Source organism: Novosphingobium kaempferiae, from assembly GCF_021227995.1.
In the GTDB taxonomy this organism is placed as follows: Bacteria; Pseudomonadota; Alphaproteobacteria; order Sphingomonadales; family Sphingomonadaceae; genus Novosphingobium; species Novosphingobium kaempferiae.
The window spans coordinates 3,478,508-3,492,279 of record NZ_CP089301.1 but is presented as its reverse complement, the minus strand read 5'-3'; the positions used below and the strand labels follow the sequence as shown (position 1 = coordinate 3,492,279).

19 protein-coding genes are annotated in these 13,772 nt (G+C 64.7%); 9 read left to right on the top strand and 10 right to left on the bottom strand.

Annotation, left to right across the window (positions count from 1 at the left end; genetic code table 11):
• The first annotated feature begins 29 nt into the window (after positions 1–29).
• From LO787_RS15945 to LO787_RS15930, 4 genes are read left to right on the top strand one after another with little or no spacing between them, the layout of a single operon-like run.
• Positions 30–1,040 carry a GNAT family N-acetyltransferase gene (locus LO787_RS15945; RefSeq protein WP_420847759.1) on the top strand — a complete coding sequence of 337 codons (1,011 nt, stop codon included), beginning with the start codon at positions 30–32 and terminating at the stop codon, positions 1,038–1,040.
• A gap of 36 nt (positions 1,041–1,076) precedes the next feature.
• The gene (locus LO787_RS15940; RefSeq protein ID WP_232491982.1) at positions 1,077–1,337 is read left to right on the top strand and encodes an acyl carrier protein; all 261 of its coding nucleotides are present in this window, start codon (positions 1,077–1,079) and stop codon (positions 1,335–1,337) included.
• The gene (locus LO787_RS15935) at positions 1,337–2,011 is read left to right on the top strand and encodes an alpha/beta hydrolase family protein (RefSeq protein WP_232491981.1); all 675 of its coding nucleotides are present in this window, start codon (positions 1,337–1,339) and stop codon (positions 2,009–2,011) included. The genes LO787_RS15940 and LO787_RS15935 overlap by 1 nt, the downstream gene beginning before the upstream one ends.
• Positions 2,008–2,784 carry a hydrolase 1, exosortase A system-associated gene (locus LO787_RS15930; protein ID WP_232491980.1) on the top strand — a complete coding sequence of 259 codons (777 nt, stop codon included), beginning with the start codon at positions 2,008–2,010 and terminating at the stop codon, positions 2,782–2,784. The genes LO787_RS15935 and LO787_RS15930 overlap by 4 nt, the downstream gene beginning before the upstream one ends.
• 18 nt (positions 2,785–2,802) lie before the next feature.
• Here the strand turns inward: LO787_RS15930 and LO787_RS15925 are convergent, their stop codons facing one another.
• The 5 genes from LO787_RS15925 to rpmF form a co-directional block, all read right to left on the bottom strand.
• A complete protein-coding gene (locus LO787_RS15925; protein ID WP_232491979.1) occupies positions 2,803–3,249 on the bottom strand; it encodes a MerR family transcriptional regulator in 447 nt (148 codons plus the stop codon).
• Positions 3,250–3,277: 28 nt separating this feature from the next.
• Positions 3,278–3,574, bottom strand: a complete 297-nt coding sequence (locus LO787_RS15920) for an integration host factor subunit alpha (RefSeq protein WP_232496341.1) — start codon at positions 3,572–3,574, stop codon at positions 3,278–3,280.
• Positions 3,575–3,683: 109 nt separating this feature from the next.
• Entirely contained in the window at positions 3,684–4,655 is a 972-nt protein-coding gene (locus LO787_RS15915) for a beta-ketoacyl-ACP synthase III (RefSeq protein WP_276574165.1), read from the bottom strand.
• A complete protein-coding gene (gene plsX, locus LO787_RS15910; RefSeq protein ID WP_232491978.1) occupies positions 4,655–5,719 on the bottom strand; it encodes a phosphate acyltransferase PlsX in 1,065 nt (354 codons plus the stop codon). The genes LO787_RS15915 and plsX overlap by 1 nt, the downstream gene beginning before the upstream one ends.
• 36 nt (positions 5,720–5,755) lie before the next feature.
• Complete coding sequence (gene rpmF, locus LO787_RS15905; RefSeq protein ID WP_232496339.1) at positions 5,756–5,935, bottom strand: 50S ribosomal protein L32; 180 nt, start codon at positions 5,933–5,935, stop codon at positions 5,756–5,758.
• Positions 5,936–6,095: 160 nt separating this feature from the next.
• On the opposite strand from rpmF, the gene LO787_RS15900 reads away from it, so the two are divergent.
• Positions 6,096–6,488: an MAPEG family protein gene (locus LO787_RS15900; protein ID WP_232491977.1), complete on the top strand. Its 393-nt coding sequence runs from the start codon at positions 6,096–6,098 to the stop codon at positions 6,486–6,488.
• 7 nt (positions 6,489–6,495) lie between these two features.
• Here the strand turns inward: LO787_RS15900 and LO787_RS15895 are convergent, their stop codons facing one another.
• Both LO787_RS15895 and LO787_RS15890 read right to left on the bottom strand, forming a co-directional pair.
• Entirely contained in the window at positions 6,496–7,182 is a 687-nt protein-coding gene (locus tag LO787_RS15895) for an MBL fold metallo-hydrolase (RefSeq protein WP_232491976.1), read from the bottom strand.
• Positions 7,183–7,232: 50 nt separating this feature from the next.
• Positions 7,233–7,883 carry a S24 family peptidase gene (locus LO787_RS15890; RefSeq protein WP_232491975.1) on the bottom strand — a complete coding sequence of 217 codons (651 nt, stop codon included), beginning with the start codon at positions 7,881–7,883 and terminating at the stop codon, positions 7,233–7,235.
• Positions 7,884–7,986: 103 nt separating this feature from the next.
• Here LO787_RS15890 and LO787_RS15885 point away from each other — a divergent pair, with 103 nt between their 5' ends.
• Together LO787_RS15885 and LO787_RS15880 are read left to right on the top strand one after the other, a co-directional pair.
• Positions 7,987–8,187: a hypothetical protein gene (locus LO787_RS15885; protein WP_232491974.1), complete on the top strand. Its 201-nt coding sequence runs from the start codon at positions 7,987–7,989 to the stop codon at positions 8,185–8,187.
• Positions 8,177–8,581 carry a hypothetical protein gene (locus tag LO787_RS15880; protein ID WP_232491973.1) on the top strand — a complete coding sequence of 135 codons (405 nt, stop codon included), beginning with the start codon at positions 8,177–8,179 and terminating at the stop codon, positions 8,579–8,581. The genes LO787_RS15885 and LO787_RS15880 overlap by 11 nt, the downstream gene beginning before the upstream one ends.
• A 48-nt stretch (positions 8,582–8,629) precedes the next feature.
• On the opposite strand, the gene LO787_RS15875 is transcribed toward LO787_RS15880, so the two are convergent.
• Positions 8,630–10,303, bottom strand: a complete 1,674-nt coding sequence (locus LO787_RS15875; protein ID WP_232491972.1) for an acetolactate synthase large subunit — start codon at positions 10,301–10,303, stop codon at positions 8,630–8,632.
• A 146-nt stretch (positions 10,304–10,449) separates the two neighbouring features.
• Positions 10,450–11,388: a D-2-hydroxyacid dehydrogenase gene (locus LO787_RS15870; protein ID WP_232491971.1), complete on the bottom strand. Its 939-nt coding sequence runs from the start codon at positions 11,386–11,388 to the stop codon at positions 10,450–10,452.
• 96 nt (positions 11,389–11,484) lie between these two features.
• Here LO787_RS15870 and LO787_RS15865 point away from each other — a divergent pair, with 96 nt between their 5' ends.
• Entirely contained in the window at positions 11,485–11,910 is a 426-nt protein-coding gene (locus LO787_RS15865) for a hypothetical protein (RefSeq protein ID WP_232491970.1), read from the top strand.
• Positions 11,868–12,167: a hypothetical protein gene (locus LO787_RS15860; RefSeq protein ID WP_232491969.1), complete on the top strand. Its 300-nt coding sequence runs from the start codon at positions 11,868–11,870 to the stop codon at positions 12,165–12,167. The genes LO787_RS15865 and LO787_RS15860 overlap by 43 nt, the downstream gene beginning before the upstream one ends.
• 111 nt (positions 12,168–12,278) lie before the next feature.
• Here the strand turns inward: LO787_RS15860 and cysS are convergent, their stop codons facing one another.
• Positions 12,279–13,742 carry a cysteine--tRNA ligase gene (gene cysS / locus LO787_RS15855; RefSeq protein WP_232491968.1) on the bottom strand — a complete coding sequence of 488 codons (1,464 nt, stop codon included), beginning with the start codon at positions 13,740–13,742 and terminating at the stop codon, positions 12,279–12,281.
• Positions 13,743–13,772 lie beyond the last annotated feature (30 nt).

Genomic DNA, 13,772 nt, shown 5'->3' with positions numbered 1-13,772 from the left:
AAAGGCTCCGCGAGGGGGACGTGACAGGATTGAAGATCGAATATCACTCCGATCTTAAGGAAGTGCAATCGGATGAGGCGCTTGCCGCGCTGCTCTCCGATGCGCAAGCCCGTGCGCCGTTCGATCGGCTGGAGTGGTGGCAGGGCCTTTCCAAGCATTGCGGAATAGAGCCGCTGCTGGCGGTCGCGCGGACGGAGATCGGCACCGCCATGCTGCCCCTGAGCGGCCGTTCCGGCCACCTTTTGGCCCTGTCCAACTGGTACACCTTCCGCTTCCGCCCGCTCCTGAGTGGCGACGCGCCGCTCGAAGCACTCGCCCGCGATCTGGCGCGCAGAGCGCATCGGGTTACACTCCACGGCCTGCCTGACGAGGACGGCAGCGCCTCAACCGCAGAGGCCGCCTTCCGCGCCGCGGGCTGGCTCGTCCGCCGCGAGGTCTGTGACACGAACCGCTTCCTCGCGGTTTCCGGGCGCGATTACGAAACCTACCTCGCCGCCCGCCCCGGCAAGCTGCGCACGACCCTCAAGCGCAAGTCGGGCAAGGTCGCGACCCGCATCCTCACCCGCTTCGATGCCGATGCCTGGGCCGAGTACGAGGCCATCTACGCCGAAAGCTGGAAGCCCGAGGAAGGCTCCCCCGCATTCCTGCGCGCCTTCGCCGAGGCCGAGGGCGAAGCCGGCCGCCTGCGCCTCGCCCTCGCCCATCAAGCCGACGATCCGCAAGGCCCCGCCATCGCCGCGCAGATGTGGACGGTGGAGGGCGGCACCGCCTTCATCCACAAGCTCGCCCATCGCGAGGCCGCGAAGCCGCTCTCTCCGGGCTCCGTGCTCACCGCCGCACTCATGCGCCATGTGATCGAGACGGATCGCGTGGATCACGTCGATTTCGGCACCGGCGATGATCCCTATAAACGCGACTGGATGGAGGAGCAGCGCCCGCGCTATCGCCTCGACATGTTCCGCCCCCTCGACCTGCGCAATTGGCCAGAACTCGCCAGGATCGGCGCGCGATCCCTTGCCGCAACTGCGAAGCGACGCTAGAGGCCCGCGTTGAGAATGACAGAACGCCGAGGGGCCATGCCAGACGATACTGACCTGCTGCTGCGTCGCATCCTGACGGATGTGCTCGGATTGAAGCCGGGGCAGGCCGACGCGTTCGATGCGGACACTGGTCTTTTCGGCCACCTGCCCGAACTGGATTCGATGGCGGTTGCAGGCCTCCTGACCGAACTCGAAGACCGCCTCGACATCATGATCGAGGATGACGAGATCGAAGGCGAGATGCTGGAAAGCTACGGCGGCCTGCTCGCCTTCGTCGAGGCGAAGCGCGGCAACTGATGCGCCCGGCGAGCTGGCCCTGCCCGCTTCCCGGCGGCGGAACCAGTGAGGAATACGCGCTCGTCAGTGATACAGGGCATGCGCGGCGGCTTCTGATCGTCCCCGCCCTGTTCGACGAAGGCAACAAGCTGCGCCGCTTCACCGTCGAAGTCATGCGACGGCTTGCCAATGCCGGTATCGACAGCGTCCTGCCCGATCTTCCCGGCTGCAACGAGAGCCTTCAGGCGCTCGACGCGCAGGATCCGACCGACTGGCTCGACGCCATGACCGCCGCCTCCCGCCACTTCGCGGCAACGCATGTTCTGGGCATCCGTGGCGGCTGCCTGTTCACACCCGCGCACCTTCGCGCGTTTCACTACGCCCCGGTCAAGGCCGTCGCGATCCTGCGCCAGATGCTGCGCGCCCGCATCCTCTCATCGCGCGAGGCGGGCCGAGACGAGAACCGGGAGGCATTGGCGGAAGAGGCCGTTCTGCGGGGCATCACGCTCGCAGGCTACGATCTCGGCGCGGATTTCTATCGCCACTTCGAACCGATGACGCCCCATGCGACTGCTGTGGCTATCACTCAGGACGAGGTCGGCGGCAGCGGCTTGTGGCTGCGCGCCGAACCCGACGAGAACCCTGTGCAGGCCGACGCCCTCGCCGCCGAAATCGTCAAAAGGCTTGGCGCGTGAGCCGGGAACAACTCATCTTCCCGTGCGAGAGCGCACGCCTCGTAGGCACGCTGGACGATGCGCCCGGCCAGACCGCACTGCTCCTGGTATCGGGCGGCAACGAGGTGCGTGCCGGTGCATGGAACGGGCAGGCGCGATTCGCCGCCCGCATCGCCGCGCAGGGCTTTCCCGTGCTCCGCTTCGACCGTCGCGGCATCGGTGACAGCGAAGGCTCGAACGGCGGCTTCCGCTCCAGCGCGCAGGACATCGCGGCGGCCCGGGACGCCCTGCTGGCGCGGTGCCCGCAAGTGAGGCGCGTGGTCGGCCTCGGCAATTGCGACGCGGCCAGCGCGCTGATGCTCGCGAAGGGCGCCGGGCTCGATGCGTTGGTGCTGTCCAACCCATGGACCATCGAGGACGAAGCGGCAGAGGCTCCCGCCGAGGTGGTACGCGATCACTACCGGCGGCGACTGGCCGATCCTGCTGCGATCCGGCGGTTGCTGACCGGGAAGGTATCGCTGCTCAAGCTTGCGCGCAGCCTCGCTGCTGCCTTGCGTCCGAAGCCCGCCGCGCCGGACGGTCTTGCCGCCGAAATCGCTCAGGGGATCGCCGGATTCGAAGGGGCGATCCGGTTCCTAGTCGCCGGGCGCGACCGCACCGGCCTCGCGTTCCTGTCGCATTGGGACAAGGCGGACCAACGGGTCAGGACATGCGCCGACGCCAGCCACAGCTATGTGGAACCGCCCGCTCAGGAATGGCTGGTGGAGCAGGTTCTCGAGATGCTGCGAACGTAACCGGGAGGAGGCTGGCCGTCAGGCCCTTTCGAGCGCCGCAGCAAGCTCGCCCCGGATGGCGGAAAGTCTGCGGAAGAAATCATCCGGGATTATACCTTCCGGATTATTTGCATCTGCAATCGAATTACTTTGCACTTCACCAGTCGACTTTGTGTCGATCGCCTTGGCCGCACCGCGCAGCGTATAGCCTTCTCGGTGTACGAGGCGGTCGATGTCGACGATCAGCGCGATGTCCTCGGGACGATAGTAGCGACGATTGCCGCTGCGCTTGATCGGCTGGAGCGAAGGAAACTGCTCTTCCCAGTAGCGCAGCACATGCGGACGGATGCCGAGCGCCTTCGCGACTTCGCCGATGGTCCGCAGTGCCTGCGGATCCTTGCCGTCATCGAAAGGCGTCGCCGCCAGGAACCGGCCATTGTCGAAAAGTGAGGCGTCGTGCGCCTCGCCAGTTACTGTATCGTCCATACCTGCCTCTATCGCGACGGTTTTTCCGTCAATCCTCGGCGATACGGTCCTTCAGCATCTGGCTGGCACGAAAGGTCATGACGCGACGGGGGGTGATCGGAACCTCAACGCCGGTCTTGGGATTGCGGCCAATCCGCTCTCCCTTGTCACGCAGCAGGAAAGTGCCGAAGCCCGAAATCTTGACGTTCTCGCCATCGCCGAGGGCCGTGCACATGTGCTGCAGGATCGCTTCCACCATGGCAAGCGACTCCGCACGGGATATGCCCAGCTTGCGATGAATGGCCTCTGCAATTTCGGCCCTGGTCAAAGTATCCGTAGAGCGCATCAAGCCCGCATCCCCATAGTGCGCCGATCGGGATGCATAATATTAGAAACAGAGAAGAAATCAACGGTGCGTCCAATATTGAACGCAACTCCCCCAAAGGAGTTAGTGGTCAGATGCGAATGAGGCTCGCACCCCACGTAAAACCGCCACCCATCGCCTCCAGAACCACCAGATCGCCCTGTTTGATGCGCCCGTCGCGCACTGCGACGTCGAGCGCCAGCGGCACCGATGCTGCGGAGGTATTGGCGTGCCGGTCCACCGTCACGACCACCTTTTCGGGCGGCAGGTTGAGCTTCTTCGCCGTCGCATCGAGGATGCGCGCATTGGCCTGGTGCGGCACCAGCCAGTCGATATCGGAGTTCGAAAGTCCTGCTTCTTCAAGCACTTCGCGCAGAACTTCGGCGAGGTTCACGACCGCGTGGCGGAAGACTTCGCGGCCCTTCATGCGCAGCTTGCCAACCGAACCGGTGGTCGACGGACCGCCGTCCACGAACAGCAACTGGTTGTGCGCGCCATCGGCGTGGAGGCGGCTCGCGAGGATTCCCCTCTGCGTTTCACCCACCTGTTCCTGCGCCTCGAGCACGATGGCGCCCGCCCCGTCGCCAAAAAGCACGCAGGTCGTGCGGTCTTCCCAGTCGAGGATGCGGCTGAACGTCTCCGAACCGATCACCAGCGCACGCTTGGCCATGCCGGTGCGCAGCATCGAGTCGGCGACTCCGACAGCGTAGAGGAAGCCCGAGCAGACGGCGGCGACGTCGAAGGCGATGCCGCCCGGACGGCAGCCGAGGTTGCTCTGGACGATCGTCGCGCTGGCGGGGAAGGTCTGGTCGGGCGTCGCGGTGGCGAGCACGATGAGGTCGATCGACGAGGCCTCGATGCCCGCGGCTTCGATCGCGCGACGCGCAGCATCGGTGGCGAGGCTGGAGGTCGTCTCGTCGTCCTGCGCGATGTAGCGGTTGGTGATGCCGGTACGCTCGACGATCCATTCGTCGCTGGTATCGACGCGCTCGGCGAGTTCGGCGTTGCTGACGGCCGTGCGCGGCAACGCGGAGCCGGTTCCGATCAGTACCGAACGAATCATCAGGCGCGCTCTTCCTGTACGCTCTTGGGCATGCGCCAGGTCGACCCTCCCAGGCGGGCAAGGTCGGCAGAGATGCGCTCGGTCACGTTTTCCTCCAGCAGCCGGGCGGTGACCGCCACGGCATTGGCCACGCCTGCAGCATTGGCGCTGCCGTGGCTCTTCACGACAATGCCGTTGAGGCCCAGGAAGACCGCGCCATTGTGATTGTTCGGGTCGAGATGGTGCTTGAGCAGGTCGGTCGCCGGCTTCGAGATCAGGAAACCGATCTTCGAGCGCAAGGAACTGCTGAAGCCGCGGCGCAGCAGGTCGGCCACGAAACGCGCCGTGCCTTCCACCGCCTTCAAGGCGACATTGCCGGTGAAACCGTCGGTCACGACGACATCGACATCGCCGCGGCAGATCTTGTCCGCCTCGGTGAAGCCATCGAAGGACATCGCGAGATTCTCGGCCGCGCCCTTGAGCACGGCGGCTGCATCGCGCAGTTCCTCGGTGCCCTTGGTCTCTTCGGTGCCGATGTTGAGCAGGCGGACGCGCGGCTCCGAACGCCCCGTCGCGACGCGCGAATAGGCAGCACCCATGATCGCGAACTGGACCAGGTTGCGGCTGTCGCACTCGGTATTGGCGCCGAGATCGAGCATGATGACGTCATTGTCGCCCAGCGTCGGCAGCAGAGCCGCCAAGGCAGGACGATCGATGCCGGGCATCGTGCGCAGCGTCAGCTTGGAGATCGCCATCAGCGCGCCGGTATTGCCACCGCTGACCGCAGCGCCGGCATGGCCGAGCTTCACCGCCTCAATGGCGCGCCCCATGGACGTCCCCTTGGCGCGACGCAGAGCCTGACCCGGCTTGTCCTCGCCACTGATGACGCCATCGGTGTGCAGGATTTCGGAGCTCGCCCGCAGGTTCGGGTGATTCTCGAGCGCGGACTTGATCCGCACCTCGTCACCCACGAGCAGGAACTTGAAGCGGTCATGACGGCGGCGCGCAAGCGCGGCGCCTTCGATCATGACGCGCACGCCCTCGTCGCCGCCCATCGCGTCAATGGCGATACGCGGCAAGCTCATGGGGCTCTCTCCGAAATACGTCTTGAGATCTAAGTCTTAGACTTCGACCGCGACGATTTCACGACCATTGTAGTGGCCGCAAGCATTGCACAGGTTGTGCGGGCGCTTCAGTTCACCGCAGTTGCCGCATTCATGGAATGCTTCAACCTTCAGCGCGTCATGGCTGCGGCGCATGCCCCGGCGGGAGGGGGTGGTCTTTCTTTTAGGGACAGCCATCTCGGCACCTGTTCCTGCAAATACGTTTCTGTCAAAAAGGCCGCCGGTGACCGTCAAGGGACACGGCGGCTTGCGAAGGCGCGCCTATAACCGATTTGACGCGAGTTGCAACCCGTTACTCCCTCGACCATGACCTCGTCCCCAACGGGAGTACACATACATGATTCTGCAGACCACGCTCAGCCTTTCCGCCGCTGCGGCCGTGCTCGCCTTCTGGCTGGCAGTGCGGACCGGCAAGGCACGCATGGCGGCGAAGGTGTGGCACGGCGATGGGGAGAATCCGCTGCTCCTGCGCCGGATGCGCGCGCAGGCCAACTATGGAGAGAGCGCGCCCTTCGTGCTGATCCTGGTCGCCGCGATCGAACTGTCCGGCAAGGGCGGCCAGTGGCTGTCGATCATCGGCGCGCTCTATCTGCTGGCCCGCCTCGCCCACGGAATCGGCATGGACAAGCCCGAGAAGTCGCCGCTGCGCGCCGTGGGATTCATTGTCAGCGTGCTCACGCTTCTCAGCCTCGCGACGATGGCAGTACTGATCGCGCTCGGCCGATTCTAAACGCTCTTCAGGCCGGGAGCCCGCGCTTGACCGCCTCGTCGCTGACGTAGGGATTGGTGCGGCGCTCTTGCCCGAAAGTGCTCACCGGCCCGTGGCCCGGCACGAAAGTCACGTCATCACCGAGCGGCCATAGCTTCCTGGTGATCGAGTGAACCAAGTCCTCGAGGTTCCCGCGCGGGAAATCCCAGCGACCGATGCCGTTCTGGAACAGCACGTCGCCGACCATGGCGAACTTGCTCGGTGCATGGTGGAACACGACATGGCCCGGCGTATGGCCGGGGCAGTGGACGACATCGAGTTCCAGTTCGCCGACAGTGACCTTGTCGCCATCTTCCAGCCAGCGGTCGGGCTCGAAGGTATAGGCCTCCATGTTCCAGCGCGGACCGTCGTCATTGAGCTGCGCGATCCAGAAGCGGTCCTCCTCCTGTGGCCCCTCGATCGGCACGCCGAGTTCCTTGGCCAGCACGCCCGCCTGCCCGCAGTGATCCAGATGGCCATGGGTGACGAGAATCTTTTCCAGCTCGACACCGGTCTTCTCCAGCGCCTGCTTCAGCTTGGGCAGGTCTCCGCCGGGATCGACAAGCGCACCCTTCATCGTGGCGGTGCACCACAGTAGCGAGCAGTTCTGCTGGAGCGGCGTCACGGGGATGATGCCCACGCGCGTCGGTTGAGTCTTGTCGGTGCCTTGCGTCATGCCCACGGAAATGGCCGCAGAAGCGCGTCAATGCAACCGGACAGGCCGACTCAGATCCGCCCGCCCTTCCACACGACACGCCCCACGACATCGACTTCATCGACGGCGCACTCGGCGGGCGGATAGGCGGCGTTGTCGCTGATGAGGACGAGCAGGCCGGGCCGTGACGTATCCAGTCGCTTGACCAGCAGGGTTTCACCAAGGCGCACCACATGGATGCCGTCGCGCGGCGCCCGTGCGCCACGGTCCACGAGAATCTCGTCCCCATCCCGCAGTGTCGGCTCCATCGAATCGCCAGTCACGACGATGATCGAGAGACCATCCGGCTGGAGTCCGAGGCTGCGCAGCCAGCGAGCCGAGAAACGGATGGTATCGAACGCCGATTCGTCGTCCGAGCGTGCACCGGGCCCTGCCGAAGCACCGATGGCGAGGCGGGGAACGTCGTGCCAGTCCCTGCGCCGCTCATATTCCTTCGATATGTAGGATTTTTCTTTCGATCGTCCCAGTTCCGATTCGGGCACGCCGAAGAACCGGGAGAGCATTCCCCGGTCCTGCTCCTCCAGCTTGCGAGGGCTGCCTTTTCGCACAAACTGTTGAAGATAACTCGGGTTTTTCCCGATCATCTGCGACAGTTTCGCAAGGCTCACGCCCCTGCCCTCGGCAAGTTCGAGCAAACGGAGGCGGATCGGGTCGATGTCCATCTTGTAATCCATAGTCGTAGGATTTTTCCTAGACAAGTGGGGTCATGATGTGAACATAAAGAGAACGAAAGGGCGAATCCAGATAGGGAAAGGACCACACCGGATGCTGCTACGCGAAATCGAGCGCTTCCTACGCCAAACCGCCATGCCCCGTACCAAGTTCGGCCGCCTTGCCGCTCACGATCCCCGCTTCGTGGGTGACCTGCGCAACGGCCGCGTCCCGCGCGACAAGACGGCCACGCGGGTCGAAAATTTCATGAATGCCTACCTCACCGGCGCGATGGAGAACCGCCATGCACACTGATCTGGTCCGCGAAGCCCGCCAGCCTTTCGCCTCCGCCCCTGTCACGGCCCCGCTTGCCGCCCCCATGCGCTTTGCATCGGCCACGCGCGGGCCGTGGCTGCGCCTGCTTTCCGAAGTCATGCAACTCGCAGGTCCGGGTGTGGAGTTTGTCCAGCACGGCGAGCGTGCCTGGGCGAGCGCCACGTTCACCGGCGCGCGTCACACCATCGTTCTCGCCTTTGAAGGCGCGCAGGCGATCGCGCACGGGGAGACTTTCATCGCCGCGCTCCCCGATCACGAATTCAGCGTGCCGCGCCACCTCGTCGCCGATGCGGCGATCGTGGCGGTCGAGCATCGGCAGGGCCCGCCGTACATGACGGTCGAGGTGGAACTGCTGGTACTCGAAGACTGCTGAAGGACCGCGTCGTCCCGGATTTACTCCGGGACGACGCATGGCGAGCGCTCAGAGCGCCCGCGACAGTTCCTTGATCTCGGTGTTGAGGATGCGGTCGTTCTCGGAATAGTCGACCGGGCAGTCGATCAGGTGAACGCCCGGCGTATCACGACAATGCGCGAGCAGTTCCTTGAGATGCGCCGAACTCTCCACCCGATAGCCGTTCGCGCCATAGCTCTGCGCGTACTGCACGAAATCCGGGTTGCCGTAGTTCAGCCCGAAGTCCGCGAAGCCCATGTTGGCCTGCTTCCAGCGGATCATGCCATAGGCATTGTCGTTCAGGATCAGCACTGTCAGGTTCAGGCCGAGGCGCACGGCCGTCTCCATCTCCTGACTGTTCATCATGAACCCGCCGTCGCCGCAGACCGCGAGCACCTTGCGATCGGGATAGACCATCGCGCTCGCCATCGCCGACGGCAGCCCCGCCCCCATCGTCGCCAGCGCATTGTCGAGCAGCACCGTGTTCGACTTGGTCGCACAGTAGCCACGGGCGAACCACAGCTTGTAGACGCCGTTGTCGAGGCAGACGATCGCATCGTCGGGCAGCGCATCGCGCACCTGCTTCACGGCATGCGGCGGGAAGATCGGGAAGCGTTCGTCCGATGCCAGCTTGTCGGTGTGCTCGACCTCGGCGGCGCGGTAGCGCAGCATCGCGTCGAAGTTCCACTTGGGCGACGGGGTGATCGCCTCCTTGATCTGCCACACGGCGTTGGCGATATCGCCGATCACCTCGATATGCGGGAAGTAGACCGGATCCACCTCGGCCGTCTTGGTCGAGACGTGGATGACCTTGCGATCATCGCGCGTGCCGTCGTTGTGCATGAAGAACGGCGGCTTCTCGATCACGTCATGGCCGATGTTGACGATGCAGTCGGCATCCTCGATAGCGCGGTGGACAAAATCGCCCGCAGATAGCGCCGCGCAGCCGAGGAACATCGGGTGCCGCTCGTCGATCACGCCCTTGCCGAGCTGCGTCGTCAGGAACGGGATGCCGGTCTTCTCGACGAACTCGCCCAGCATCTTGCTTGTCATCTTGCGGTTCGCGCCCGCACCGATCACGAGGAGCGGCCGCTTCGCCGTCTGCAGCGCGTCGACCGCCTGCACGATCGACTTCACGTCCGCCGTCGGACGACGCACGATCGAGCGCGGCACAGGGCGCGAATCGGTGTGTTCGTCGGCGATATCCTCGGGCAGTTCGATATGCGTGGCGCCGGGCTTTTCCTCCTCGGCGATGCGGAACGCCTCGCGCACGCGGCTCGGGATGTTGTCCGAAGACGCCATCTGGTGCGCATACTTGGTGATCGGCTGCATCATCGAGACGACGTCGAGGATCTGGAAGCGTCCCTGCTTCGACTTCTTGATCGGCTTCTGGCCGGTAATCATCAACATCGGCATGCCGCCCAGCGTCGCATAGGCGGCGGCGGTGACGAAGTTCGTCGCGCCCGGCCCCAGCGTCGAAAGGCACACGCCCGCCTTGCCGGTATGGCGGCCATAGGTCGCCGCCATGAAGCCCGCGCCCTGCTCATGCCGCGTCAGAATCAGCCTGATCTGTTTCGAGCGCGACAGCGAATCGAGGAAATCGAGGTTCTCCTCGCCGGGAACGCCGAAGATGTACTCGACCCCTTCCTGCTCCAGACATTCGATGAACAGGTCCGACGCCTTGCGCTTGTCGCTCTCAGCCATGATCCGCTTATCCCCACTCGTTCTTGTCAGCCGGTCCCTCAATGTCCGGCCGTCTTGATCGAGGCTGATACGCGATTTGACTCAGGGTCGTCCCTGATAAATCGGCCAGCCCATCCGAAGAAAATATCAGGTGCGGCCAAGCAGAGCTAGTAACCGACCGAAAGATCGACCTGGTGCGCCAGTTCCTCGCCCCGCTGGTAGCGACCGAGGTTGTCGAGGAACCGCGCCGATCCGCGCGCGAACAGCGCGTCCTGCGCCCGACCCGACAGGTGCATCGAGATATGCACGTTCTCGCGCGACCACAGCGGATGGTCCGAAGGCAGCGGCTCGGGCGTCGTCACGTCGAGGAACGCGCCGCCCAGATGGCCCGAATCGATGGCGGCAAGCAGTGCGTCCTGATCGATCACCGTGCCGCGCGCGAAGTTGAGCAGCGTCGCGCCCGGCTTCATCGCCGCGAACTGGTCCGCCCCGAACATGCCGGTGGTCTGCGGCGTCGAAGGCACGATCAGGATCACCCAGTCGAACCGGCCGAGGGCACCCTGCCACTGATCCTGCCCAAGTTCCCCCGGCCCCGGGCGCCGCCGCGCGCTGGTCACGTTCGCCCCGAACACGCGCAGGATCTCCGCGATGCGCGCGCCGATCTCGCCCGCGCCGATCACCAGCACTTCGGAACCGAGCAGTTCGCGCTTGCCCGGTGGCTGCGTGAGCCATTCGTGCCGGTCCTGCGCGCGCACGACCTCGCGCCAGCCCTTCGCCATCGTCAGCATGCCCATGACCGCGTATTCCGAAACGGTCTGCGCATGGATGCCCGCGCCGTTGGTCAGGCGCACGCCCCGCTCGCGGAAAGTGTCGAGCGGCAGCCAGTCCACGCCCGACGACATCGCGCTGTACCACTTGAGCCCGGACATCAGCGGGATCGCCTCCTTCGCGCTCGGCGGCGCGATCATGTCGAGCCAGGCCACCTCGGCGCGCGGGGCGATCTCCATCAGTTCATCGGCATCCTCGAACCACAGCGGCTCCACCCCTTCGGGCAGCTTGCCCTCGATCCACGGGCGCGAGTTGGCATTGAGAACGGCGACGGTCATTGACGGGCTCCGGAAATCGGCAAGAAAGGAAATGGGGAAGTTCTGACAGGGAGGATCGGGATGGCAAGAGCAGGATTCGCATCGATATTTGTCGTTTTGGCGACGATCGGCAGCATCGCGCCCGCATGGGGCCAGGACGAAGGTCTCGGCGAGGTTATCGTCACCGCCATGCGCCGCGAGGCGGACGACTACAGCGCCGACATGCCCGCCGTGGGCCTGCGCCGCAAGGCGGACTTCGCCGTCGTCGAGGTCGCCGTCTCGGGTGATACCCGCGACAAGGCCCAGCGCGAGGGCGAGATCTACGACATGATCCGCAGCGCCATCGCCGCCGCGCCGAAATCGGGCGTTCAGCTTGCTTATGGCGAGCGCACCCTGCAGCCGCTGACGCTTGCCAACTATCGCGAACTGACGCTGGGCGGCGAAGTCGGCCCGACAGCCAGCGCACCACGTTCCTCGCCAAAGTCGCGCTGGCCGGCGGCATGGACGCGCAAGGCGCGCAGACCGCGATCACCGCCTTCGTGAAATCGGTGAAGCCGGTTGGCCGCGCGCTGATGAACGAAACCGGCGACCTGACGCTGTCAGTAGTCGCGCCCGACCAGTATCGCGGCGCAGTGGCCGAGGCGATCGCCAAGGATGCGCGGGAGATGGCCTCGCGCGTCGGCCCGGACTACGGCGTCGAGATAGAAGGCCTCAGCCGCCCGGTCGAATGGGCGCGCGCGGGGCTGTCGGAAGTGCTGCTCTACATGCCCTACAAGCTGGTCGTGGTGCCGAAGCGGTAGGCCCTCGCAGATAACTTTCCATCGTCATTGCGAGCGCAGCGAAGCAATCCAGCGTGACGGCCTAGCCGTGGATTGCTTCGCTGCGCTCGCAATGACGAAGAAAATGGAGGTTCAGCCTAGCCTCCACTCCCAGCCAAGCGGGTCGCCGTCCATCGCCTCGACGCCCTTCGCCGCAAGTTCGTCGCGCAGCGCGTCGGAGGTGGCGAAGTCCTTGTCGGCGCGGGCCTGCTTGCGGCGGGTGAGCACGTCCTCGATCTCCGCTTCGGTGATCTCGGCGGTCTTGGGACGCAGGCGCAGATCGGCGCGGCCGGTGCCGAACAGGTCGAGGCCGAGCACAGCGTCCATCTTCTCGACGACGGTGCGCTTGGCCGAGGCATCGACCTTCTTGGCCGCCAGCACATCCTCCAGCGCGGTCAGCGCAACGGCGGTATTGAGATCTTCGCCGATCGCCTTCTCGAAAGTTTCGAGCATCGGCGCGAGCTTGGGGTGGAAAGCATCGCCCGCCTCGGCATCGGCAAGCCGTTCGGCCACGATGATCATGCGCTTCAGGCGCACGAGCGCCGCCGCCAGTCCTTCCCACGAGAACTCAAGCTCGCTGCGGTAATGCGCCTGAAGGCACATCATGCGGTAGCCGAGCGGATGGTAGCCCTTGTCGATGAGCAGTTGCAGCCGCAGGAATTCACCCGACGACTTGCTCATCTTGCCTGAGCGCTCGACAAGAAAATTGTTGTGCATCCATACCTTGGCACCCGAATTTACGGGCACGTCGAGGCTGCAAGAGTCTTCTGGCTTGCAGCAGAACGCCTGGTTCTGGGCGATCTCGTTCGGATGATGGATCTCGCGGTGGTCGATGCCGCCGGTGTGGATGTCGAACGGGAAGCCGAGCAGGTCGCCGCTCATCACCGAGCATTCGAGATGCCAGCCCGGCGCGCCGCGACCCCAAGGAGAATCCCACTCCATCTGCCGCTTCTCGCCCGCAGGCGTCTTGCGCCAGATCGCGAAGTCGGCGGCGTTGCGCTTGCCGTCCACGGCCTCGATGCGGCCCTCGCCTTCCTCGGTCACGGCACGCGCAAGGCGACCGTAATCGGCAACCGTGGAAACGTCGAAGTAGAGGCCGCTTTCCAATTCATAACAGTGATTTGGAGCTATCTTCTCGGCAAATTCGATCATCTGTGGCACGTAGTCCGTGGCGATCGACCACTTCGCGGGCTGGCGGATGTTGAGCGCCGCGATATCGGCCCAGTAGGCCTGCGTATAATGCTCCGCGATGTCCCAGATGGACTGCGCCTGAGCGCGTGCCATCTTCTCCATCTTGTCCTCTCCGGCATCAGCGTCGTCGGTCAGGTGGCCGACGTCGGTGATGTTGATGACGTGAGTGAGCTTGTACCCCTTGTGGCTCAGCGTCCGGCCCAGCACGTCCGCGAAGACATAGGCGCGCATGTTGCCGATGTGGGGATAGTTGTAGACCGTCGGCCCACAGGTATAGACACGCGCCTCACCAGCATGGACGGGCTCGAACGCTTCTAGCTTGCGAGTCAGGCTGTTGAACAGCGTGAGTTGGGGTGCGTCGGTCATGACGCGGGCATTAGGCAGGAGACGGGCGCA

Bases quoted from the DNA above. Each gene is read 5' to 3' on its own strand.
- LO787_RS15940 (WP_232491982.1), top strand. From the start codon at position 1,077: ATGCCAGACGATACTGACCTGCTGCTGCGTCGCATCCTGACGGATGTG.
- LO787_RS15935 (WP_232491981.1), top strand. From the start codon at position 1,337: ATGCGCCCGGCGAGCTGGCCCTGCCCGCTTCCCGGCGGCGGAACCAGT.
- LO787_RS15925 (WP_232491979.1), bottom strand. From the start codon at position 3,249: ATGGACGATACAGTAACTGGCGAGGCGCACGACGCCTCACTTTTCGAC.
- LO787_RS15920 (WP_232496341.1), bottom strand. From the start codon at position 3,574: ATGCGCTCTACGGATACTTTGACCAGGGCCGAAATTGCAGAGGCCATT.
- LO787_RS15915 (WP_276574165.1), bottom strand. From the start codon at position 4,655: ATGATTCGTTCGGTACTGATCGGAACCGGCTCCGCGTTGCCGCGCACG.
- plsX (WP_232491978.1), bottom strand. From the start codon at position 5,719: ATGAGCTTGCCGCGTATCGCCATTGACGCGATGGGCGGCGACGAGGGC.
- rpmF (WP_232496339.1), bottom strand. From the start codon at position 5,935: ATGGCTGTCCCTAAAAGAAAGACCACCCCCTCCCGCCGGGGCATGCGC.
- LO787_RS15900 (WP_232491977.1), top strand. From the start codon at position 6,096: ATGATTCTGCAGACCACGCTCAGCCTTTCCGCCGCTGCGGCCGTGCTC.
- LO787_RS15895 (WP_232491976.1), bottom strand. From the start codon at position 7,182: ATGACGCAAGGCACCGACAAGACTCAACCGACGCGCGTGGGCATCATC.
- LO787_RS15890 (WP_232491975.1), bottom strand. From the start codon at position 7,883: ATGGACATCGACCCGATCCGCCTCCGTTTGCTCGAACTTGCCGAGGGC.
- LO787_RS15885 (WP_232491974.1), top strand. From the start codon at position 7,987: ATGCTGCTACGCGAAATCGAGCGCTTCCTACGCCAAACCGCCATGCCC.
- LO787_RS15880 (WP_232491973.1), top strand. From the start codon at position 8,177: ATGCACACTGATCTGGTCCGCGAAGCCCGCCAGCCTTTCGCCTCCGCC.
- LO787_RS15875 (WP_232491972.1), bottom strand. From the start codon at position 10,303: ATGGCTGAGAGCGACAAGCGCAAGGCGTCGGACCTGTTCATCGAATGT.
- LO787_RS15870 (WP_232491971.1), bottom strand. From the start codon at position 11,388: ATGACCGTCGCCGTTCTCAATGCCAACTCGCGCCCGTGGATCGAGGGC.
- LO787_RS15860 (WP_232491969.1), top strand. From the start codon at position 11,868: ATGGACGCGCAAGGCGCGCAGACCGCGATCACCGCCTTCGTGAAATCG.
- cysS (WP_232491968.1), bottom strand. From the start codon at position 13,742: ATGACCGACGCACCCCAACTCACGCTGTTCAACAGCCTGACTCGCAAG.